At 29.4% G+C, this 23619-nt stretch carries 19 protein-coding genes and 3 tRNA genes; 5 read left to right on the top strand and 17 right to left on the bottom strand.

Annotated features, from left to right (window positions below):
• Positions 1-6 precede the first annotated feature (6 nt).
• From ilvD to rpmE, 11 genes are all read right to left on the bottom strand, one after another.
• Complete coding sequence (gene ilvD, locus M9396_RS02695; RefSeq protein ID WP_250256612.1) at positions 7-1857, bottom strand: dihydroxy-acid dehydratase; 1851 nt, start codon at positions 1855-1857, stop codon at positions 7-9.
• Between the two features lie 80 nt (positions 1858-1937).
• The gene (locus M9396_RS02690; RefSeq protein ID WP_250241576.1) at positions 1938-2858 is read right to left on the bottom strand and encodes a branched-chain amino acid transaminase; all 921 of its coding nucleotides are present in this window, start codon (positions 2856-2858) and stop codon (positions 1938-1940) included.
• 60 nt (positions 2859-2918) lie between these two features.
• Positions 2919-3155: an acetolactate synthase 2 small subunit gene (ilvM, locus tag M9396_RS02685; protein ID WP_250231737.1), complete on the bottom strand. Its 237-nt coding sequence runs from the start codon at positions 3153-3155 to the stop codon at positions 2919-2921.
• A gap of 1 nt (position 3156) precedes the next feature.
• The gene (gene ilvG / locus M9396_RS02680; RefSeq protein WP_250256611.1) at positions 3157-4797 is read right to left on the bottom strand and encodes an acetolactate synthase 2 catalytic subunit; all 1641 of its coding nucleotides are present in this window, start codon (positions 4795-4797) and stop codon (positions 3157-3159) included.
• A gap of 1213 nt (positions 4798-6010) precedes the next feature.
• Positions 6011-6084, bottom strand: a tRNA-Trp gene (locus M9396_RS02675).
• 23 nt (positions 6085-6107) lie between these two features.
• Positions 6108-6181: transfer RNA gene (locus tag M9396_RS02670), tRNA-Asp, on the bottom strand.
• A 136-nt stretch (positions 6182-6317) separates the two neighbouring features.
• A tRNA-Ala gene (locus tag M9396_RS02665) sits at positions 6318-6390 on the bottom strand.
• A gap of 450 nt (positions 6391-6840) precedes the next feature.
• Positions 6841-7674, bottom strand: a complete 834-nt coding sequence (murI, locus tag M9396_RS02660; protein ID WP_250256610.1) for a glutamate racemase — start codon at positions 7672-7674, stop codon at positions 6841-6843.
• A 447-nt stretch (positions 7675-8121) separates the two neighbouring features.
• Positions 8122-9015 carry a methylenetetrahydrofolate reductase gene (gene metF, locus M9396_RS02655; protein ID WP_250256609.1) on the bottom strand — a complete coding sequence of 298 codons (894 nt, stop codon included), beginning with the start codon at positions 9013-9015 and terminating at the stop codon, positions 8122-8124.
• A 406-nt stretch (positions 9016-9421) separates the two neighbouring features.
• Complete coding sequence (metB, locus tag M9396_RS02650) at positions 9422-10570, bottom strand: cystathionine gamma-synthase (RefSeq protein WP_250256608.1); 1149 nt, start codon at positions 10568-10570, stop codon at positions 9422-9424.
• Between the two features lie 295 nt (positions 10571-10865).
• Positions 10866-11114 (bottom strand): 50S ribosomal protein L31, encoded by a 249-nt coding sequence (rpmE, locus tag M9396_RS02645; RefSeq protein WP_250256607.1) that lies wholly within the window; start codon positions 11112-11114, stop codon positions 10866-10868.
• Positions 11115-12596: 1482 nt separating this feature from the next.
• Here rpmE and M9396_RS02640 point away from each other — a divergent pair.
• Together M9396_RS02640 and tpiA are read left to right on the top strand one after the other, a co-directional pair.
• Positions 12597-13346 carry a ferredoxin--NADP(+) reductase gene (locus M9396_RS02640; RefSeq protein ID WP_250241585.1) on the top strand — a complete coding sequence of 250 codons (750 nt, stop codon included), beginning with the start codon at positions 12597-12599 and terminating at the stop codon, positions 13344-13346.
• A gap of 226 nt (positions 13347-13572) precedes the next feature.
• Positions 13573-14349 (top strand): triose-phosphate isomerase, encoded by a 777-nt coding sequence (gene tpiA, locus M9396_RS02635; RefSeq protein WP_250241587.1) that lies wholly within the window; start codon positions 13573-13575, stop codon positions 14347-14349.
• A 161-nt stretch (positions 14350-14510) separates the two neighbouring features.
• Here the strand turns inward: tpiA and pfkA are convergent, their stop codons facing one another.
• The 6 genes from pfkA to M9396_RS02605 form a co-directional block, all read right to left on the bottom strand.
• Positions 14511-15473, bottom strand: a complete 963-nt coding sequence (pfkA, locus tag M9396_RS02630; protein WP_250256606.1) for a 6-phosphofructokinase — start codon at positions 15471-15473, stop codon at positions 14511-14513.
• A gap of 732 nt (positions 15474-16205) precedes the next feature.
• A complete protein-coding gene (gene cysE, locus M9396_RS02625) occupies positions 16206-16955 on the bottom strand; it encodes a serine O-acetyltransferase (protein ID WP_250256605.1) in 750 nt (249 codons plus the stop codon).
• A gap of 50 nt (positions 16956-17005) precedes the next feature.
• Positions 17006-18031 carry an NAD(P)H-dependent glycerol-3-phosphate dehydrogenase gene (gene gpsA / locus M9396_RS02620; protein ID WP_250256604.1) on the bottom strand — a complete coding sequence of 342 codons (1026 nt, stop codon included), beginning with the start codon at positions 18029-18031 and terminating at the stop codon, positions 17006-17008.
• Between the two features lie 28 nt (positions 18032-18059).
• Positions 18060-18515 carry a protein-export chaperone SecB gene (gene secB, locus M9396_RS02615; RefSeq protein WP_250241594.1) on the bottom strand — a complete coding sequence of 152 codons (456 nt, stop codon included), beginning with the start codon at positions 18513-18515 and terminating at the stop codon, positions 18060-18062.
• Between the two features lie 48 nt (positions 18516-18563).
• Positions 18564-18839: a glutaredoxin 3 gene (gene grxC, locus M9396_RS02610; protein ID WP_250256603.1), complete on the bottom strand. Its 276-nt coding sequence runs from the start codon at positions 18837-18839 to the stop codon at positions 18564-18566.
• A 25-nt stretch (positions 18840-18864) separates the two neighbouring features.
• A complete protein-coding gene (locus tag M9396_RS02605; protein ID WP_250256602.1) occupies positions 18865-19302 on the bottom strand; it encodes a rhodanese-like domain-containing protein in 438 nt (145 codons plus the stop codon).
• A gap of 567 nt (positions 19303-19869) precedes the next feature.
• Here M9396_RS02605 and rfaD point away from each other — a divergent pair.
• From rfaD to waaC, 3 genes are read left to right on the top strand one after another with little or no spacing between them, the layout of a single operon-like run.
• The gene (rfaD, locus tag M9396_RS02600) at positions 19870-20832 is read left to right on the top strand and encodes an ADP-glyceromanno-heptose 6-epimerase (RefSeq protein ID WP_250256601.1); all 963 of its coding nucleotides are present in this window, start codon (positions 19870-19872) and stop codon (positions 20830-20832) included.
• An 18-nt stretch (positions 20833-20850) separates the two neighbouring features.
• Positions 20851-21891 carry a lipopolysaccharide heptosyltransferase II gene (gene waaF, locus M9396_RS02595; RefSeq protein WP_250256600.1) on the top strand — a complete coding sequence of 347 codons (1041 nt, stop codon included), beginning with the start codon at positions 20851-20853 and terminating at the stop codon, positions 21889-21891.
• A 22-nt stretch (positions 21892-21913) separates the two neighbouring features.
• Positions 21914-22888, top strand: a complete 975-nt coding sequence (waaC, locus tag M9396_RS02590) for a lipopolysaccharide heptosyltransferase I (protein ID WP_250241604.1) — start codon at positions 21914-21916, stop codon at positions 22886-22888.
• Positions 22889-23619: the final 731 nt, after the last annotated feature.

Raw genomic sequence — 23619 nt, 5'->3', positions numbered from 1 at the left:
AGGATGTTATCCTAATAATTTAGATTTATCACGAACCGCGCCTTTGTCTGCGCTTGTTACTAAGTGGGCGTATGCTTTTAAAGAAATAGATATGTTTCTATTTCTGTTTGTTGGAGTCCACGCTTTATTTCCTCGAGCAATTTCTGCTGCATGTCGTATTTTTAATATATGCTCAGAAACTTCTAAAGTAATACTACGCATGCTAATATCGATATTAATTATGTCCCCGTCATGTACTAGTCCAATTAATCCTTTATTAGCTGCTTCCGGAGATATATGACCAATAGATAGTCCTGATGTTCCTCCTGAAAATCTACCATCTGTAATCAAAGCGCAACACAAATCCAACCCCATGGATTTAAGAAAAGATGTTGGATATAACATTTCTTGCATACCTGGTCCACCTTTTGGTCCTTCATATCGAATTACAATAATATCGCCAGAATGTACATTTCCTGTTAAAATTGCTTGAACAGATTCCTCTTGACTCTCATACACCTTAGCTGGTCCACTAAATTTTTGAAGGTTTATATGAACTCCAGCTGTTTTTACAAGACATCCATCTACAGCAAGATTGCCGTACAATACTGCTAAACCTCCATCTTGGCTATAAGCATGTTCACGTGAACGAATACATCCCGAGCAACGATCCGTATCTAACGAAGTCCATCTGTTTTTTTGCATAAAAGCTTGTATGCTACGTATTCCTGCTGGCGCTGCAGCATACATATTTTTTGATTCGAAATTATCACATGAAACAATATCATAACTTAATAACGTTTCTAATAAAGATTTATTCAATATATTACGTGTGTCTTCATGTAACAAGCCACAACGATGTAATTCACCAAGCACACCCATTACTCCTCCGGCTCGATGAAAATCTTCCATGTGATATCGTTGAGTATTTGGAGCTACTTTGCATAAATGCGGTACTTTTCGAGATAGCTTATCAATATCTGCCATAGTGAAATCTATCTCTCCTTCTTGAGCGGCCGCAAGTAAGTGTAATACAGTATTAGTAGAGCCACCCATTGCAATGTCTAACATCATTGCATTTTCAAAGGAAGACTTGTTAGCTATATTACGCGGTAGAACAGAATAATTATTCTCTTCATAATAAGATTTAGCTAAATGAACAATATATTTACCAGCATTTAAAAATAATTTTTTGCGATCGGAATGAGTAGCCAACAACGATCCATTACCCGGTTGTGCTAATCCCAATGCTTCTGTTAAGCAATTCATGGAGTTCGCCGTAAACATCCCTGAACAAGATCCGCATGTAGGACACGCCGCTGATTCAATGCGTTGTTGATCAACATCAGAAATATTAGGATCTACGGAACAAGTGATCGCGTCAATTAAATTTAACTTAACGTTTTGATTAGAAAAAGCTATTGTACCAGATTCCATTGGTCCACCTGATACAAAGATAGCTGGAATATTTAAGCGTAATGCCGCCATTAACATTCCAGGTGTTATTTTATCGCAATTAGAAATGCATACCATAGCATCAACGCAATGAGCATTAATCATATATTCCACAGAATCAGCAATAAGATCTCTAGATGGCAAAGAATATAGCATGCCGCTATGACCCATGGCAATTCCATCGTCTATTGCAATAGTATTAAATTCTTTTGCAACTCCTCCGGTAATATTAATTTGTTCAGACACTAATTCTCCTACGTTTCGTAAATGTATGTGCCCAGGAACAAATTGGGTAAATGAATTAACCACAGCAATAATCATTTTATCAAAATCTTCAGTGGTCATACCTGTAGCACGCCATAATGCTCGAGCACCAGTCATATTACGACCGTGCGTAGTAGTAGTAGAGCGATATTTAGGCATAATAGTTAAAACTCCAGTATCCTCTATATTATTGAATATTGATTATCTTAAGAATTAATATTTGTATCAATTTAGTATTGCTAGTGCACTGGATCTAACCAATTCCATTGATCTTCAGTAATTCCGGTAAATAAGTTAAAAAATAAGTGCTGTAATTTTTTAGTAATAGGTCCGCATGTACCAGCACCTACCTTAATTCCATCTACACTACGTACTGGAGTTATTTCGGCAGCAGTACCAGACATAAATATTTCATCAGCTATGTATAGAGATTCACGGGACAATACTTGTTCTTGTACTTCTAAACCAATATTTACTGCTAACTTAATAATAGCATCACGTGTGACTCCAGGTAAAATAGAAGAAGCACATGGTGGCGTTAAAAGAACATTATTTTTAACTTCAAATAAATTTTCACCAGCACCTTCTGAAATATAACCATATATATCTAAACCTATTCCTTCTTGATAACCATTTCGGTGCGCTTCATTACTAATTAACATAGATGATAGGTAATTTCCGCCAGCCTTCGCTGTGCTTGGAAGGGTATTTGCTGGAACTCTATTCCAGGAAGATACCATAACATCAATCCCTTGTTTCAAAGAATTTTCTCCCAGATAAGGCAACCAAGAAAAAGCTGCTATAGCAATGTCGGTGGCGTATCCGGGAGTCGGATTAATTTTCATACCTACATTTCCAATAAATACGAGAGGACGGATATATGCATTAATTAAATTATTCTTTCGAATAATAGTTCTACAAGCTTCCATTAAATCATCAATACTCCAAGAAATAGGCATACGATAAATTTTTGCGGAATTATATAATCTTTGTATGTGTTCACGATGACGAAATATAACGGGACCTTTATGTGAATTATAACATCTCATACCTTCAAATACTGATGATCCATAATGCAAAGCGTGAGACATTACATGTACTTTAGCTTCCTGCCATGGTACGATTTCCCCATTAAACCAAATAAAGTGTGATATATTCATCTGATATCTTCCTCGGTAATATAGTCGAAGAAAGTATGAATGTAATTGTTATTTTTTAATTTATTCAATTTTAATATAATGTATATCCATTAATTTATTTAATTGTGCAGATAATAAATATATTGCTCTATTGCTAGAAACAGTTAATAAAATGTTTATTTTCTTCTTGTTGAACTTACTATATGACAACATATTTAATGTATGTAACTCAAATCCACGATGACGAATAACCCGGAGAATACGTTCAAGTACCTCTGGGCAAAACCTGGCTTTTATAAACAACGAATAATGTGTCATATTACTGCTCCAACATAGCATCATTTGAAGAACCAGGTGGAACCAATGGCCAAACGTTTTCATGTTCATTAATCAGCGCATGTAGCAAAAAAGGTCCTGTGTGTGTAAATAACATATTAATTGCGTCTAAAATTTGAGATGTATAAGTAATACGTACTCCATGAATATCAAACGCTTTAGCCAAAACAAGAAAGTTGGGATTATCTGTTAATGTAGTTTCACTGTAACGTTTATTGAAAAATAATTGTTGCCATTGACGCACCATTCCTAAACGTTGATTATCTAACAAAACAATTTTAATAGGCAAATTTTTACGTTTAATAGTGGCGAGCTCTTGTACGTTCATCATAAATGAACCATCACCAGAAATACATATCACCATATGATTGGGTCGGCCAATTTGAGCCCCAATAGCTGCGGGCGTGCCAAACCCCATGGTTCCCAGGCCTCCAGAAGTAATAAAATTCTCTGGACGACTGAATTGCATATGTTGAGCAGCCCACATTTGATGTTGCCCAACATCTGTAGTAACCACAGTATCGTAAGGGGCATTTTCGCTGATTGTTCGTAATAAAGTTGGAGCATAAATCTTATCATCAGATGATTGATAAGACCAGCGATACTTTAATTTTAAAGATTTTACTTTTTTTCTCCATGGATCAATAGACAAAGATTGTGTTAGCGCAGATAACAAATCATTTAAATTGCCAGATAAAGAAACATTTGCTAAGCGCAGTTTACTAAATTCTGAAGGATCAATATCCACATGAATTACTTTTGCTTGTGGAGCAAAAGTATGTAATCGTCCAGTTACTCTATCGTCAAATCGAGCTCCTATCGCAATTAATAAATCAGATTTTTGTACTGCTAAATTAGCTGCTTGATTTCCATGCATGCCTAACATTCCTAGATAACAATCTTCTGTATAATCTGGTGCACCTAGTCCTTTTAATGTGACTACAGTAGGTATTTTGGTTTTAGAAATAAATGTACGTAATGAAGTTACTGCTCCAGCCATACCTACACCTCCGCCTACATAAAGTATCGGTTGACATGCTTGCAGCATTAGCACTCGAGCTTTTTCTATATCACTTTCAATACTACAAATATCTTTTTTATTAATATAGTAGTTTGAGATTAATTTGCCAGTAGATAATTGAATGTCTTTTGGTATATCTATTAACACTGGACCTGGTCTGCCTTCAGAAGCAATAAAAAATGCTTCATCAATAATATTAGGTAGCATGTTTAATGAATGCACTAAAAAGCTATGTTTAGTGCAAGCTAAAGATAAACCTAATACATCTATTTCTTGAAATGCATCAGTACCAATAAATTCTAATCCCACTTGTCCAGTAATAGCTACTATAGGGATGGAATCTAATAATGCATCAGCTAATCCAGTGATGAGGTTAGTAGCTCCTGGACCAGAGGTCGCAAAACATACACCAATTTTTCCAGTAGCTCGAGCGTATCCTATAGCAGACATAATTGCACCTTGCTCATGCCTACATAATAAATGCTCTACTTCAGAGTCAAACAGTGCATCATATATCGGCATAATTGCCCCACCCGGATAACCAAAAATAATTTCCACACCTTTTTTTCTCAGCGCTTTTATGGTCCACTGAGCTCCGTTCATGTTTCTTTCCTCGTATGATTTTATGAATGAAATAATAATCTAATCAGGTCTCTGATGTAAATAAACCGATTTTGAATCAATTACAAAGTGTATGGAAATTACATATTGTTTGTTAGATTCAAGTAGATTTGGAATATCAGTAAATATTTGTACGCAAAAATGTTTAAAATAATTTTATTTTTTCAAAATGACTATATATTGCGTGCTAACTGCATGAAAAATATTTTTATTTTTAAAATTAAATAATATAATAATTTTTCTGGTTTCAGGTGAAATATTGTTTGCTTGTATAGAATTTCTTTTAAATGGCTATATATCGTATAATTGTTGATAGTTAACTTTTGAAATAACCATTTAATTATATATTGTATTAAAAACTAACAATAATATTTTAAACCAGTAATTTCCGAGTTTTTATGAGTATACGAATTCAAATATGTTATTATTAATATTATTTGTTGGGCTTCTGCGTTTGTTTTATACTAAAAACGATCCTAATGACGTTAAAAGTAAAAATTTTTAATTTTCTTAACATTTAAAAAAATATCGAACCTTGTTTTATTCCTAATGTTTTTAGTAAATAATAAACTATCATATGGTATACATTTTATTTAATTATATAATATAACTTCGTTATATTTTTATGTATCACATATAATTGGATTTGGCAATAATGTTTTTAAAATAATATTATTTCTGTGTAATCACTGATTATAATTATCATCCAATTTTTGTCATTATTTGTTTTCTATTATTGTGATAATAGTTATTATTTAATGTATAAAGAAAATCGAAGCTCTATTTTTTAAATTTGTTTAATAAAATCTGTCTATTTCAAGTAGAATAACATGTGAATTTTACTATTATACTACATATATTTCTAATATTTAAAATTTTAAATTATCAAATTAGTTTGTTATGAGGAATTGTGAGTAATAATAACTAACAAAGATTATAGAATGTAAAAAAAATTGCAGTTTATTAAATTATTTATTGGTTTTATACAGTTAAAAAAAATAGAATTATAACGTAAATACATGAGTAAATCTAGTTAACACACGTCGTATTACTTATGCGACGTGTGTTAACTAGACAACATACTTCTCCAGTTTTATATAAAAAAATCATATTTAACGGAAAATATTAAAAAAAGAAAACAAATATAAACATTCTTATATAAAAAAATAAACTTTGGTATTCGTTATATTTTTTACAGGGGTGAAGAGACTTGAACTCCTAACACCCGGTTTTGGAGACCGACGTTCTACCTATTTGAACTACACCCCTTTTTATTTTGTGTGATAAGCACACGGTGCGGACGGGACTTGAACCCGTGACCCTCGGCGTGACAGGCCGATGTTCTAACCATCTGAACTACCGCACCATTATAATTTATATGATGACTTTTACAGTCATATACTAATATAGATTAAGTTTATTAGAAAATATTGTACATATGCACTTATATATTCATTTATATTGCATAACAATCTATATAATACTCTGTATATACGTTATAATGGAGCTAAGCGGAATCGAACCGCTAACCTTCTGCGTGCAAAACAGACGCTCTCCCAGTTGAGCTATAGCCCCACATCAATCAATTATACTGTAACAAGTTTTACAGAAACATGCAAATAAAATAATATAATTATAAATTTGATTTTTCCATAATTAAATAGGTTTAAAATAAGATTTACATATATATAATATAATTGATTTTATATTATTAATATAATTGAATAAAAACATGCTTTCTAAAAAGTTTATTTTGCAGTTTATTTTGAATTTGTTATACATCCCCATGTAGTATTAATTCAAACTTGATAAGTACATCCATACGGTACATATTATATAGATGTTTAGAATACAATATTGTATGCTAAACATAAAACTCCATGCAATAATTCGACAAAGAAGCTATAAATTGCTATTAATGTAAATATATATTTATTATTCATGAGTGTAATAATTATTTTTTTCGATTACTAATTACACTAACAAACAGCGTATTTTTTATTGAAATAAGATAATGTGTTCAATTTATATTGATAATATTTCTAAAGAAAAAAAATTATAATAGGATAATAAGATAGATTTTAATTTGATAGCTTTTTCTGTGTTCATAGAACAATAGATTTTGTTTGGTTTGTAAAAACAAAAGTTGTTTGTGAGACTATTTGCGTTTTTGCGTAGCAAACGTAAGCTATATTTAGCGACTGAATGTCTCGAATCTATTAAATAGCTATTTGAAGACAATGCCGTAATTAATTCTGTTTTTAATAAAGAAAAATGAGTACATCCAAGCACTATAGTGTCAGGAGGTTGTTTCATGTTTAACCAGGGGGTGAGAATATTACGAAGAATTGATATTGGTATTTTTTCGCCATATATTTTAGATTCAGCTAAGTTTACTAATTCAGACGTGCCTAGTAACATGACCTTATATTTATTGGCGAAACGTTTTATAAGACTCCAAGTATAGTCATGATTGACAGTGCGACGTGTTGCTAGGACACCGATAACGCCATTTTTAGTTAATTTAGACGCTAATTTAATTGCGGGTATCACCCCAACAATGGGACATAGGAAATTATTTTGTAATATTTTTAATGAGACTACACTGGCAGTGTTACAACCGATGATTACAAGATCTAATTGATGTTGTTCTTGCACAGCTTCAATTATAGAGGTGACACGATTTATAATGAAGAATTCTGAGTGTTCACCATAAGGAAAAGCTTGATTATCAAAAAAATATAAATAACGTACATGTGGTAATAACTTTCGTATTGCAGTATAAATAGATAAACCGCCTACCCCAGAGTCTAATATCAATATTGTTGGTTGCTTATGTGTATTTTTAAAATAAGTCATATATTTTTATTAATTATTTAATTTATAATACACCATATATAAAATTAACATAAATTGAATATATACGTAACGTAAGCTATAATTTTTGTTAATTTTATCTTTTAATATAGAGTGTGTATTTTTTGTTCAAAAATATTTTCATTCTTATAAATACTATGTTGAGTGTTATCCTTCGTATGTAATGATAACATTTATAACTATATATTCTTTAAAGTTCTATTTACAAGTGAAAAATGTTGTATATAGAATTTATTATACAATACACATAAAATATATGTAATATATTTGACTGATAATGAATCTAATACGATATTTATTATTTGTTTAAAAATTCAGCTCTTCGATATACATATATTTAAAAGAATCTAAGAAGTAAATTTATCATGTTTAAATTATGATCTGTGGTGGACATAATCATTTAATTAGTTTTGAAATATTATTCATATATTATATTTTATTATTTTTTATTCCCAAAGTATGACATATTGCATATGTTAAATCTGATCTATTAAGAGTATAGAAATGAAAATTTCTTACTCCTTCCTTAAGAAGGACTCTGATCATATCTATTGCTACAAATGTTCCAAGCATTTTCTGTGTTTCTAAGTCATGATCTAATCCATGAAAAATTACATATATCCAATGCGGTATCTTCACTTTAGTAAAAGTGATAAAATGCTGTAATTGACGAAAATTAAAAATAGGCAATATTCCAGGAATAATTTCTATATCAATCCCAACAGACACACAAAGATCTCTAAATCTTAAATATTGTTCTACATCAAAAAAAAATTGAGTGATTGCACGATTCGCACCGGCATCTATTTTTTTCTTTAAATTAATTAAATCTGACTGCGCGCTTTTTGCTTCTGGATGTACTTCTGGATAAGCGGCGACTGCGATATCAAAATTTCCAATTTTTTTTAATAAATATACTAAATCTGAAGCATACATAGACGATTGATAGGTTTTTTCTATTTGATCGCCTCTTAATGCAACTATATTATGAATACCATTATTCCAATATTCTTGAGCAATAGTTTGTAAGGCTTGAGGGGTTTCGTTAATACATGTCAAATGAGGAGCTACTATTAATCCAGTACGTTTTTTTATGTCTTTAATTGTTTTATCAGTATAATTTCGTGTTCCAGAATGAGCGCTATATGTTACAGAAACAAAAATAGGATTTAATTTGCTTAACTTGCTTATAGTTTTCCATAATATTTTTTCCATTTCAGCGGTACGTGGAGGAAAAAATTCAAATGAAATATTAATATTTCCTTGTAATTCAGCTAAATATTGATTTAGTATTGCTTGTTGGGCAGCATGGAACATACTCATGTTTTCTCTCTTGAAGCTATAAAATAGATGCTTATAGACCTATATCTATTATATAGACCATATGCTAGTTTTAAATAAAAATCATCATTACATAAATAATCATTGAGATTAATAATCTAAAAAGCTGTATTATGGGTATTTTAATGAATGTCACTCATTGATAGAATATTTCGTTTATATATTACATTAGTGCAACAAATTATTATTTTAATTTGTATCGTAGATAAGATTTAAATAGCTAACGTTTCATTAATTAAATATAAATGACTGTTTAAAATATCAACTATATATATGAATTTTGTGAGCGCTCAATTAATTAACAAACTTTATAATAAAGTGTCCGTTAATGTTTGTTAATAATAAGACTAGTTAATATTAATAATGTGCATAATAGTATGGCGAAACCTCATTGTATTGATGCAAATGCCTGTTCTAAATCAGTAATAAGATCGTCGCTATCTTCTAGCCCTACTGAAACACGAAGCAACATATCACTGATTCCGGCACGTTTTCTAGCATTTTCTGGCATAGCAGCATGCGTCATAGTGGCTGGATGAGCAATTAAACTTTCTACACCCCCAAACGATTCTGCTAACGTAAATAATTTTAATGATCGTAAAAATTGCAGTAAAATATTTTTAGTACCCTTAAGTTCGAAACTAAATATTGATCCGAATCCGCTTTGTTGTTTACAAACAATGTTATATCCAGGATGATTGGGTAATCCGGGATAATATAATGCATTGATCTGGGGTTGTTTTTGACAAAAAGCAATAATGTTTTTGGTATTATTTTGCTGTTGGTAAACACGCGGTATTAAAGTACGCATACCACGCAACAACTGATAACTATCAAAGGCACTTCCAGTAATGCCAAGCGTATTGCCCCACCAAATTAATTTTTCAGAAATATATGTATCTTTAGATATTACTACTCCTGCTATTAAATCCGAATGTCCATTCAAATACTTACTACAAGAATGTACTACTAAATCTGCACCTAAATTTAATGGATTTTGAAATACTGGAGTCATAAATGTGTTATCTACAACATATAAGATACCTTTCTGGAAGTTGCAAAGACTATGAATATCTACTATTCGGAGCATAGGATTACTTGGGGTTTCTATGAAAATTAATTTAGGTTTGTATGTTAACGATTTTAATAAAATCTGTGTATCATTTTGATCAATAAATAGTACTTTGCATGCACCTTTTTTGTTTAACGCATCCAATAATCGATAAGTACCTCCATAGCAATCATAAGGTGCTATTAATAAATCGTTTGGTTCAAGCAAAGCAGAGCATATTAAATAAATAGCAGCCATTCCGCTACTTGTCATAATCGCACTTTTTCCATATTCTAAATCTGATAAAGTTTGTTGAGCTACATCACGCGTAGGATTTTTGCGCCGTGAATAATCATAAGGACGAGGCTGATTTAATCCAAAAAAATTATAAGTAGTTGAAAGAGTAATAGGAGGTACGACGCATCCATGTTGCTCATCGCTATTTAAACCACTTCTAACGCTGATTGTAGATTTTTTTATATTCATAATAATAACTAAAAACTGACCTATATTCCTAAAAACACCGATACTTTATAAATAAGTATAGAAATTTTTATGTGTACGAAAATACTTCTATTGATTAGATTTAATACAATTTTACTCGATCACAGTTATATTGCATATAGATTTTCTGGAAACAACTAAAATCTATATGTACATCAATATCAATCAATCCATACCCATAAAATTTAATGAACTCATATTTATTTTTTCTATATTAAAGCATAGTATGGATAACTATGTGACATCATAGCGTCCTTTATATAAATAATATCTATATTTATTTTTTATTTATTTTTTTGTCAATCGGCAAAAAATCAGCATGAATAGAAAGATTAAAGCGTTTATTAAAAATATTTACACGCCCACGTGTATCTAGAATACGTTGTGTACCTGTATAAAATGGATGACACAAATTACACACATCTATATTTAAGTTTCGATTTAAAGTAGATTTAGTATTAATAACATTTCCACACGAGCAATATGCAGATATTTCATTGTATTTTGGATGCACATTTTTCTTCATAATGTATTTTAATATCATCTAAACAGTCATGTTTCCAATAAACTGATATAATATCATAATAACAATAAATTAATAAATTTATTTTATAGCGCTTAATGGCATAAAATATTTATACGTTCATGCACAACCAAATATTTCTATTCATTAAAATTAATATTGTGTATATAACCTATTTAAATACATAGTTCATGACAAATTTTATACAAAATTCATAATATTTATTGCATATATTTAAAAAAGTATGTGCAGATAATATTAATGACAAAAAGTAATTTATGATTTATTGTTGCTATATATTAGCAATAACTAATAAAATTCTTACTTATGTATAGTTGAAATAAAAAATGTTTCTATATCTTATGCATCGACATTGATTCTGATAACAATTCAAACTATTTTTATAATGTTTATAACTACATAATAATCTATTGATATTAATATATGCAACCACATGAGTGGATATACTTATACTCACAAACGTTCAACACCCTAATTCCATCAAATAATATAAATATTTACTTTATGTAATAATTTTTGATAAAATGATAATTATTTAATTTTTAAGATTGAATATAGGATACCAACAAATAACCATTTATACGCATAAATAAATGTACTAAATAAAATATACAACACTTGCAATTGCATTCTTTTTCATAAACACAACATATGCAATTGTATAATAGTAGATATTTTTATCCAATCAATACACAGACTTACGTGTTTTCGAGAAGCATATAGTTGATTATATAATTACAGCAATGAGTTGTATGAGGTATTCAAAGTATTTATAACCACTGAAAATAAATTATTATATTTAATATAACTAAATTTATAACAAGTATGCAACATACTTGTGTTTAAGGTGGCCAGAGTGCGTATTTTTATTTATGACCGTAAGTTTCATTAACACTAACATAAATGTTGTGTATTTATTACTATAAAATAGTAATGTACGATCTTTACGACGGTAAAACTTACAAAAATTATAATTAAAAATTATATATATAATGAAAATATATTTTCTAAAAATAATCGAATCATTAAAGTAACATTGATTTGGATAATTTAAATTTTAAATTACTATAGATCAGTTCATACATGTTGTGTACGAATGTAATCACAAAATATTACTACTATATAAGTAGGGCGCTAAAGTAGTCACTACATTATTTGTAGTGTTTGATTTTATAAATAAAAGATCTTTTACATAGAACGATTTCATGAAAAAATTATAATATTAAAATATCTGATTAAATGTACTATTGTTTTAATATCATAAAATTACGTTCAATCGAATAGGCAATAATTACAGTATTTTATGTTGATTTTTTTAGATAAAAATTTTTATACCGGAATATTGTGTTAAATTTTAAGGGGTAGATAATAATAAGTACAAATTTCAATATTGATTCTGATCATACCAATGAAGTTACTTAATAAGATGAAATATTTGAATATAACTGAATACGGGTAAATTTTATGTCTACATGGGTCACCGGAAAAATTATTAATATAAAAAATTGGACAGATCAGTTGTTTAGTCTTATTGTACGAGCTCCAGTAAATACATTTATTGCTGGTCAATTTACTAAAATAAGGATAAAAATAAATAATATAATCGTGCAACGTGCTTATTCATATCTTAATGCTCCGCATAATCCAAATCTAGAATTTTACATAGCTACTGTACTAGAAGGGAAATGTACCCCATTATTATGTACCTTACGTCCCGGTGATCCTCTTATGCTTACTAAAAAAGCATACGGACGTTTTATACTCAATGAAATTCCAAATTGTAAAAATTTATGGATGTTGGCTAGCGGGACAGGGATTGGTCCATATTTATCAATACTTGAAGATCATGATAAAAGATTGTGTCAATTTTCAAATATTGTATTAGTACATGCGGTGAGGTTTTCTAAAAATTTAAATTATTTATCTCAAATAAGAAAATTACAAAAATTTTATAATGGTAAATTACATGTGCAAACAATTATAAGTCAAGAAGAATCTTCTGGTTCACTTTTTGGGCGTATACCTAATTTGATAGAAAATGACTCTTTAGAAAAAAAAATAGGATTACAATTGGATATTAACAATAGTCACGTGATGTTATGTGGAAATCCGCAAATGATACAAGATACTAAGGAAATATTGAATAAAAAATACGGAATGCAAGATCATTTGCGATGTAAACCAGGTCATGTTACTCAAGAACGTTATTGGTAACATAAATGGCTATAATGTACGGTTAACTATAACTGACAGTGTTTTACAAAATTATTTATTATTGTACATCTTTATAATATCAGCATGTTGCAATGCACAATTGCGTATCTTTTAAGTACATACATTCTAATCGTGTAATACATAGCATTATTTTGCTTAATATTAATTAGCATTGATTGCTGTATCACAATTATTGTTATGAAATAATTTCTGTGGGAGAGATGATGTGAGGCGTCTATTGATAATAGGAAACTGGAAATTAAATGGCAATAAAAATACCATAACTAATCTAATTATTGCGTTAGTTAATACATTTCATAATATTTCTAAATGTAGTGTAGCTATAGCTCCTCCTGTGATGTATTTAGATATAATTAAGCGTTATTTATTGAACAGTCATATTCAGTTATGTGCTCAAAATGTTGATATTCATTTATCTGGAGCGTTTACCGGCGATATTTCAGCAGAAATGTTACAGGATCTTAACGTACGATATGTTCTGATAGGTCATTCTGAACGGAGAATACATCATAAAGAAAATGATGCATATATTGCTAAAAAATTTTTTATCTTAAAAAAAGTTGGATTAATTCCTATTTTATGTATAGGGGAAAATAAAAGAGAATACGATTCTGGATACACACAGTCAGTATGTATTAATCAAATTAATACAGTCATTAAATTACTTGGTATAGAAGCATTTAAGAATTCAGTTATTGCTTATGAGCCTATATGGGCTATAGGAAGTGGTGCTAGCGCATCTCCAGAAAATGTGCAATTAGTTCATAAATCAATCCGGGATTATATTGCAAGTTATGATACATCTATAGCTGATAAAATAACAATTCAGTATGGAGGTTCTGTCACACCAGAAAATGTTACTCAATTGTTTGATCAAAAAGATATTGATGGTGTATTAGTAGGAGCCGCTTCTTTAAACGCGAATAGTTTTTCTATGATTGTACAAACTGCTGAAAAACATAACAAATCACATCCTGATTAATAATATGCAGGAATATGCAATAATATAGTATATTATTGATGTAACGATATTAACAGTTTAAAATGCTAGATACGTGATATTTGTATAAGCCATACATAATCAGATTATGTAAACGATAATATTATTTAAAAAACAAGTTATTTATGATGATTTTAAACAACTTAAAATAGTTTTTTGGCTGTTTTCAATAAATCTCGACGGAATGGACGTTGCATATGTTGTATAGCATCGTTAATATCATGATGTACCAATTTTTCATTTTGTACACCAATACAGCGTCCTACATAACCCTTTAATAGCAAATCAATAGAATATGCTCCCATCCGAGACGCTAGAATACGATCATATGCAACAGGCTTACCTCCGCGTTGGATGTATCCTAAAACGGTAGCGCGAGTCTCTCTACCGGTTTTTTCTTCAATGTATCGCGCTAAATAGAATACATTACAAATACGTTCTGTAATAGCTACTATTGCATGTTTTTTTCCTTTAGAAATGCCAGATTTAATCTCGTGTACTAGATCTTGTGGGTTAAATTCTACTTCAGGGACTACAATAAATTCACAACCTCCAGCTATCGCTGCTGCCATAGTCAAATCACCGCAACAACGTCCCATTACCTCTACAATAGAAATACGTTGATGCGAAGAAGATGTGTCGCGCAACCTATCAATTGCATCAACAATTGTTTCTAAAGCTGTAAAATAACCGATGGTGTAATCAGTTCCAGCAACATCGTTATCAATCGTCCCAGGCAATCCGATGCAAGGAAATCCTATATCACTCAATCTCTTAGCACCTAAATAAGATCCATCTCCTCCAATTATTATGAGAGCATCGAGACTACGTTGATTAATATTATTGATAACTATTGTTCTAGTAGCATCTTCTTTAAATTCAGGAAAACGGGCAGAACCAAGAAAAGTTCCTCCACGATTTATTATATCTGAAACACTACGACGACTCAATTGTATCATTCGATCTTGAAATAATCCTAAATAACCGTCATGTATTCCATATACTTCTAGTCCTTCAGAAAGACCTGCCCGTACTACGCCTCGAATGGCAGCATTCATTCCTGGAGAATCCCCGCCGCTTGTTAATACTCCTATTCTTTTTATCATAAACACAGAACTCTATTATGTTGTTATGCGCAGCAGACTATAATCATGTTGTTATACAAAATAAATGACAATAAAAATATAATTATTATATGAATATACAAAAATAAAAGGCTGTATCAAATACATATATAACAATTATATGTGAAATTATTGTTAATTTTTAATTTATTAGTATTTTAATTAAATTAAAAAATTTATCTTATATGTTTTCTAAATATTGAATATTGGAAGTATTATTTATTTTAATTATTTATTATGATAACAATATGCATGTATTTACTTGTAGTGAAGTATATTAATTTTGTACATTTATGATATAATACTGATATTAATATACGATCATATTAGCAAACGATTTCAATTATATGAATTATATCACGAGGATTATCTTACAAGGTATTGAAATATGAAAAGAAAACATATTTAATCAATATAATTGATATATCGAATATACGATTATTTTTAACTTTATATACAATGCATAAATTATATTGATATATTATGTGCAATTAAAATTACATATTAAGCATAATACATCTGCGTTCTCCAGGTACATTATCAATTTTTTTAATAAAAAATATTGAATATTTTTCATATATTAATTATTACATAAATATACTAACTTTTAAATACTTGATATGTGTGGCGGTATTTTAGATTATGTTTATTAGCAGTAGTGTACATAAATACTATATGTATATTTTATATATAGTAAGGCTTATTAAGTTATTGTTATTTATTGATTTGTCTTATAAGTCTAGCGGGTTTTCCTGCGACTGTAGCATGAGGCGGTACAGAGTGTAGTACAACAGAACCAGCTCCAATTTTAGCCCCATATCCTACTTCAATATTACCTAAAATAATAGAACCAGCTCCAATCATTACTTTTTGCCTAATTTTAGGATGACGATCACCACTTATTTTGCCAGTTCCACCTAAGGTCACGGATTGCATTATAGATACATTATTTTCTATAACTGATGTCTCTCCGATCACTACGCCAGTTGCATGATCTATCATAACACCATATCCGATACTTGCCGCAGGATGAATGTCCACATTAAAAATAGTAGAAATATGATTATAAAAATACATAGCTAATTCTTTACGGTTATGCTTCCATAACCAATGAGAAATACGATGCGCTTGTAATGCATGGAATCCTTTTGAATATAAAAAAGGAGTAAAATACTTAGTGACAGATGGATCGTTAAAACGTATTGCATAAATATCTTGTGCAGCAGAAGTAATGATATTGTCATCGGCTCCGCATATATCTTCTAATATTTTAATGACAGCAATTGTAGGTATATCTGTATTAGTTAATTTTTTAGATAATATGTAAATTAATGCATCTTTAAAGTTTGTGTGCATTAATAGGGTCGTATATATGAAACTAGTCAATATAGGTTCAGAATCAATTAGCAATCTTGCTTCAATTTTAATGTTACTCCAAACTATTTCTAATATATTTAAAGTCATACATTTACCTGATCGTCATAGTATGAATGATAATTCAAATCTATTATTAATTATTTTAAACTGTTAATTTTTTCTTCTTTTTGCGTACGTTCCAATAAAGAGTGAGCTGCATCATGAACATTTTTATTTTGATATAGTATCTGATATATTTGTTCGGTAATGGGCATATCTACTTTATGTTTAATGGATAACATATATACTTCTTTTATGTTATAGAATCCTTCTATTATTTTCCCAACATTTCTTTGAGCATGATGTATCTCGAAACCCTGTCCCAATAATATTCCAAAACGACGATTACGTGATTGATTGTCAGTGCAAGTTAATATCAAATCTCCTAATCCAGCTAATCCCATAAAAGTGTCTGGTATCGCTCCAATTGCTATACCGAGTCGAGACATTTCTACTAAACCCCGCGTAATTAATGCGGTCCGTGCATTGGATCCAAACCCTATTCCATCAGAAATACCTGCTCCAATAGCAATAATGTTTTTTACTACTCCAGCTATTTGAATACCAATAGTATCTGTGTTGCTGTATATTCTGAAATTTTTACTACAATGTAATGTATTCTGTAGATCACAACTTAATATAGTATCATTAGAAGCTAGAGTTATTGCCGTGGGTAATCCCATAGCGAGTTCTCTAGCGAAAGTTGGGCCAGATATAATCGCAATAGGAATATTTTTTCCTAAAATATCATATGCTACATCTTGTAATAAACGTCCAGTTTTTGCTTCTAAACCTTTAGATGCTATGATAATACGAGTATTACTCCTTAAATTTAGTTTCAATCGCGTCAAAACATGACCAAATACACGACTTGGAACCGCAATCAATAAATTTCGACAAGTAGATAAAGCTATAGACAACGATTTCTCTAAATACAATGATGGCGGAAAAGAGATGCCGGGTAAATAGGCTTGATTGCATCGATTAATTTGGAGCTTTTGAACATGATTTGCATTATGTCCCCATAACAATACGGAATGACCATTTCTAGATAACGCAATAGCTATGGCTGTTCCATAGGAACCTGCTCCAATGATGGTTATATTAGGATATTTAATAGACACAATAATTTAAACTAACTATTTTAAAATATTAAATTTTAAGTGTATCATTATATTTCTTTTGTAAAGATTGAATAAATAAAATATCGAAATTAATTGGATCTAAGTTAAGTTGAGGGAAAGTGCCTCTAGACACTTGGTTGCTGATGCATTCGCTAGCATAGGGGAATAAAATACTCGGGCAATGCGCGTTAAGACAACGCATCATTTGTGTTTTGTTTAGTCCTGAAACATTAAAAATTCCAGCTTGTTTTACTTGACATAAAAAAGCTGTATCTTCCTCAATTTTTGCAGTAACAGTAACACGTAACACCACTTCGTATATATCAATGTGAATATTCTTAACATCACTATTTAAATCTACCTTAATTTTTGGATTCCAATTTATTTGAAACACTCCAGGAGTGTTCGGAGCTTCAAATGAAATATCTTTGATATAGATTCTTTGTATACGAAATAAAACATTATTATTGTTGCTTCCTAACACAAAAACACCCCTAGTACATCATAAAATTTAATAAGTAATCATAATTTATTAACTGTTTGTATTTATTAAGATTAGATCTAATTTTCCCTGGGCATTTAAAAGTACTAAATCATCTGATCCCCCAATATGTAGACCATCTATAAAAATCTGCGGAAATGTAGTGCGACCACCAGAGCGTTGTCTCATTTCTATACTTATAGAATCTGATAGGTTGTTACAATCTACAGAAATTTCTCTAAAATCTAAAGATTTTTTTGTCAATAATGCTTTAGCTCGCTCACAGTAAGGACAATTTTTTTTTGTATAAATTTCAATATAAGCCATTTTTTTGTTCTCATTATTTCATACTTTATTTTTTTAATAGAAGAGGAAAATTATCAGATTTCCAGCCAACTATCCCGCCATATAGTACATATATTTCTTCAAATTTTAATTTGTATAAATGTCGTTTAATTGAATGCGCCAGCACATTATTATCGTGTACAATAATCAATGGATACTGTTTAAACCTTTTTAATTTACAAATATTATTGTTTTTAATTTCTTCTATTGAAACATTAATGCTATTTGTTATGTGTCCTGCGTGATAATCATCTTGACTACGAATATCTATTACTATTGCATTTTTTTTATTTATTAGATAAATTGCTTGATCACGTAATATTTCAGAAGACCCGAATAACCAACTGTTAATTGTAGTGTACAACACTGCAATTAACAAAAGTACCCATATAATACTCAGTATTATATGGCGTTGTAAAAATGCTATTATCTCCTGAATATACATAGATTGTAAACTTATTTGAAAAACAACTCTATATAATATACTAAAATTTATTTATATCATGGAGTATCATATAGTTTTTTAATAAAGATGGAAAAATTATGAATCATTACGATATCACCGTTATAATAAATATATTTTATACTTGATGATATAGTATCAAATTAAAATATAAACATCATGAATGAGTATAAATACACATATGTATGATTATATATCACAAACACATCATAAGATCATTATATTCTATGTTGAAATAGAAAACTAGTACATTTTTGTGAATAATATCAATAAATTAAATGTTATTTATGATATATTTCATCCTGAGTAATTTATACATCAGACAATAACAAATAATTTTTAAATTGTGTTTTCTGTAATGATTCTAGAAATAATATAATCGAAAATTGTGGATTTACTATATGCATACTGCATATAGTAAATAATTTAAAGTAATATACTTTTTTATTAAATATTAAAACGCTATATTTCATGGTGTTGTGTTATATAAAATAATTCAAATTATTGTATTAATTGTATTTGGGTATACATATAATTATGTGAGAACGTATGATTGTGGTTACTGGTGGAGCAGGGTTTATAGGTTGCAATATTATTAAGGCTTTAAATAAAATTGCATACAAAAATATTTTAGTAGTGGATAATTTAAAAAATGGAAAAAAATATAACAATCTAAAAAATTTGTATATTTCAGACTATATAGATAAAAATTGCTTTATCAATAATATACTGAATAATTCTGTTAATTCTTATGTTAAGGATATAGATGTAGTGTTTCATGAAGGAGCTTGCTCTTCCACTACTGAATGGGATGGTAAGTATATGATGGAGAATAATTATCAATATTCTAAAGATCTATTATTTTATTGTGTTAAAAACAAAATTCCTTTTATATACGCTTCTTCTGCATCAGTGTATGGTAGAGATACCAGCATGCTTCTGCATTCCCAGGCATATGAACAACCCATGAATGTATACAGTTATTCCAAATTTTTATTTGATCAATATGTGCGCGCTATATTACCAAAAGTTGCATCTCAGGTTTGTGGATTAAGATATTTTAATGTTTATGGTCCCTGTGAAACACATAAAGGTAGTATGGCTAGTATAATATTTCAATTATATCGACAAATTATCAGTAAAAAACACCCAACACTATTTATTGGAAGTAAACAGTTAAAACGAGATTTTATATATATTGAAGATATAGTTGATATAAATCTTTGGGCCTGGAATAATAAAATATCTGGAATTTTTGATTGTGGAACAGGTAAATCTGAATCGTTTGAGTTCGTTGCTAATATCGTATTAAGTTTTTTTAATCAAAATATAACCATTAAATATGTTTCTATGCCAAAAAAAATCCGTAATCATTATCAAATATTTACTCAGGCAAATATCTCTCAGTTAAGAACGGCAGGTTATTGTAAGGAATTCATTGACCTTAATCAAGGTATATGTCGCTATTTAAATTGGTTGTCATGCAACAACGTTGATCATTATAATAATTAAGTAAATAAAATTTTCATTGTGAAAATATTAGTTATTAGTCCTTCATGGATTGGTGATACCGTGATATCACATAGTATGTATCGATTGTTGATTAAGAAATATTGTTTCAACATTAAGATTGACGTCCTTACTCCTATGTGGTGCAAAGATCTGTTCAATCATATGCCTGAAATTAATCAAACATTATTTATTCCTTACGGACATGGGGTTTTAGAGTTATCAAAATGTTACCATCTCGGAAAATTTTTAAAAAATGAGAAATATCAACAAGCGATAATATTACCTAATTCATTTAAATCTGCTTTAATACCATTTTTTGCGGGTATTCCGATTCGGACCGGATGGCGTGGGGAAATGAGGTATGGTATATTGAATGATTTGAGAATACTTAACAAAAAATTATTCCCGTTAATGGTGCAACGTTATGCCGCTTTGGCATGTGATTATAATGTTACAAAAAATTCTTATAATTTACCCTGTCCGCTGCCGTTACCCCGGTTACGTGTAAATGAAAAAGAAATTGAAGATGTATTATATAAATTTAATTTGTATTGTCACAAAAAATCACTGATTGGTTTATGCCCGGGCGCGGAATTTGGATTAGCTAAAAGTTGGCCTCATTATCATTACATAACACTAGCTATTCGGTTAATTCGTCACGGATATCATATAGTAATATTAGGATCCCCTAAAGATCAACTAATTAATAGATTTATTCAACATAGCATTCTCAAAAATATGAAACAACATTGTAATAATCTTATAGGAACCACATCCCTAGGAGAAGCTATTGCAATTATAGCAGCCTGCACAGGCATTGTTAGTAATGATTCTGGTTTAATGCATGTAGCTTGCGCATTGAAACGTCCTGTAATAGGATTGTATGGACCTAGTAATCCTAAGTTTACTCCGCCTTTGTTTTCTCAATCTGTTGTGATTCGTCGTATGGAAGGATATTATACCATGCGACACGGCGATAGCTTATATGGCTATCATAACAGTTTAATGGATATTACTCCAGATCAAGTTTTAAAAGCATTAAAAACATTATTACATTGATCAATCAAACAAGGTAATTGTCATGAAAGTTTTAATTATAAAAATTTCTTCTATGGGAGATATTATACATACTTTACCTGCAGTTACTGATGCATCAAATATTGTACCAAATATATTATTTGATTGGATTGTAGAAGAAACTTTTTCTGATATTCTTAGATGGCATCCGGGAATACGTCAAATTATCCCTATAAACCTTAGATCTTGGATAAAAAATTGGTATAAATTGTCTTCATGGAAGAAATATCGTGAATGTTGCATACAATTAAAAAAAAAATATGACGTGATTATTGACGCTCAGGGTTTATTGAAGACATCATTGTTAGTAACATGTATGACATGTGGGAAAAAACATGGTATGGACTATATAAGTGTACGGGAACCTATGAGTTCTTTTTTTTATCATGAACGACATCATTCTAATAAAAATCAACACGCTGTAGAACGCATTCGACAGCTTTTTTCTCTCAGCTTAAAATATCCTGTACCATCTTATATAGGAAAGTATAATATCAAACATTTATTTCCACCTCAAAAAAATCATGCTCCTTATTTAATATTTTTCCATTCTACTACTAAATTTGAAAAACTTTGGACGGAATTGAATTGGAGTATTATTGCTCAATATGCTATATATGCAGGATATCGTATTAAATTACCTTTTTGGACAAAAAGTGAAGAATTACGTACCAATCGGTTAGAGAGGAGATTGCATTGCAACCAAATAATAATATTACCAAAATTAACGCTACAAGAAATTGCTATCCAAATATCTGGAGCAACAGCAGTAATCTCTGTTGATACTGGACTTAGTCATTTGACAGCAGCGCTCGGTTGTCCTAATATAACATTATATGGACCAACTAATCCTAAATTAATTGGAACATATGGAAAAAACCAAATTGGTTTACGATCTTCAACTAAAAAAATGCAACACTTAACTCCTATACACGTCTGGGAATCATTACAAAAAATTTTAAATTTAAAACATATTTAAAAAACATTTTTCTTAAACTTGTTCATATAAACCTTATATTAATTTTAATTCTTTAATTATAAATTGATATTTTTTTTTGATAAATAAAAAGATATCTACCCGTTAGGAACGATAGTGTTTATATGGTTTAAAAGTAAATAATTGTATTCTTATAAAAGGAATAATATCTAAAAAAATTATATTGTTTATTGATGAATATCAATATTTTTAAATTAATATCATTTAACATTCAATTATAAACTACTTCAAATTATTAGATCTAATTAATGAATGAATGCTTGTTTTACAAACAACACCAAAATTTCTTCATCATGTTAGTATTAGCATATTCTTACAATTATATCGGTATAAAACTTGAATATAATTCTCAAATATTAAATTTTTGAACATTTTCATTGTGCGTATTTGTTATTTTAACTATTTAATATTATTTAAGGAAAATTAAAACTTTCAAATAATAATAAATATTAATTTTTCGATTAAATAAAAATATATTTTTATTATTTTTTTGAAAAAATTACAATTAAAATACATGATACTGTTAATTTTATTGTTGAAATTTTACTAAAAATTCATTTTTTACGAATAAATTGACTGTTTTATTATGCTGATAAAATTTTATCAGCATAAACAAAATAATAAGATATAATTAGAAATATAATAACATGAATTTGCAATCAAATCCGATAAAGTAATTAACATTTATTTTACACGTAATTTATATATAATAT

The sequence above is a fragment of the Blochmannia endosymbiont of Camponotus modoc genome, assembly GCF_023585785.1.
Classification (GTDB): domain Bacteria; phylum Pseudomonadota; class Gammaproteobacteria; order Enterobacterales; family Enterobacteriaceae; genus Blochmanniella.
The sequence above is the reverse complement of the archived record's forward strand: the minus strand, read 5'-3'. Positions and strand labels throughout refer to the sequence as shown.

Excerpts from the sequence above, each read along its gene's own strand:
- ilvD (WP_250256612.1), bottom strand. The coding sequence starts at position 1,857 with ATGCCTAAATATCGCTCTACTACTACTACGCACGGTCGTAATATGACT.
- M9396_RS02690 (WP_250241576.1), bottom strand. The coding sequence starts at position 2,858 with ATGAATATATCACACTTTATTTGGTTTAATGGGGAAATCGTACCATGG.
- ilvM (WP_250231737.1), bottom strand. The coding sequence starts at position 3,155 with ATGACACATTATTCGTTGTTTATAAAAGCCAGGTTTTGCCCAGAGGTA.
- ilvG (WP_250256611.1), bottom strand. The coding sequence starts at position 4,797 with ATGAACGGAGCTCAGTGGACCATAAAAGCGCTGAGAAAAAAAGGTGTG.
- murI (WP_250256610.1), bottom strand. The coding sequence starts at position 7,674 with ATGACTTATTTTAAAAATACACATAAGCAACCAACAATATTGATATTA.
- metF (WP_250256609.1), bottom strand. The coding sequence starts at position 9,015 with ATGAGTATGTTCCATGCTGCCCAACAAGCAATACTAAATCAATATTTA.
- metB (WP_250256608.1), bottom strand. The coding sequence starts at position 10,570 with ATGAATATAAAAAAATCTACAATCAGCGTTAGAAGTGGTTTAAATAGC.
- rpmE (WP_250256607.1), bottom strand. The coding sequence starts at position 11,114 with ATGAAGAAAAATGTGCATCCAAAATACAATGAAATATCTGCATATTGC.
- M9396_RS02640 (WP_250241585.1), top strand. The coding sequence starts at position 12,597 with ATGTCTACATGGGTCACCGGAAAAATTATTAATATAAAAAATTGGACA.
- pfkA (WP_250256606.1), bottom strand. The coding sequence starts at position 15,473 with ATGATAAAAAGAATAGGAGTATTAACAAGCGGCGGGGATTCTCCAGGA.
- cysE (WP_250256605.1), bottom strand. The coding sequence starts at position 16,955 with ATGACTTTAAATATATTAGAAATAGTTTGGAGTAACATTAAAATTGAA.
- grxC (WP_250256603.1), bottom strand. The coding sequence starts at position 18,839 with ATGGCTTATATTGAAATTTATACAAAAAAAAATTGTCCTTACTGTGAG.
- M9396_RS02605 (WP_250256602.1), bottom strand. The coding sequence starts at position 19,302 with ATGTATATTCAGGAGATAATAGCATTTTTACAACGCCATATAATACTG.
- rfaD (WP_250256601.1), top strand. The coding sequence starts at position 19,870 with ATGATTGTGGTTACTGGTGGAGCAGGGTTTATAGGTTGCAATATTATT.
- waaC (WP_250241604.1), top strand. The coding sequence starts at position 21,914 with ATGAAAGTTTTAATTATAAAAATTTCTTCTATGGGAGATATTATACAT.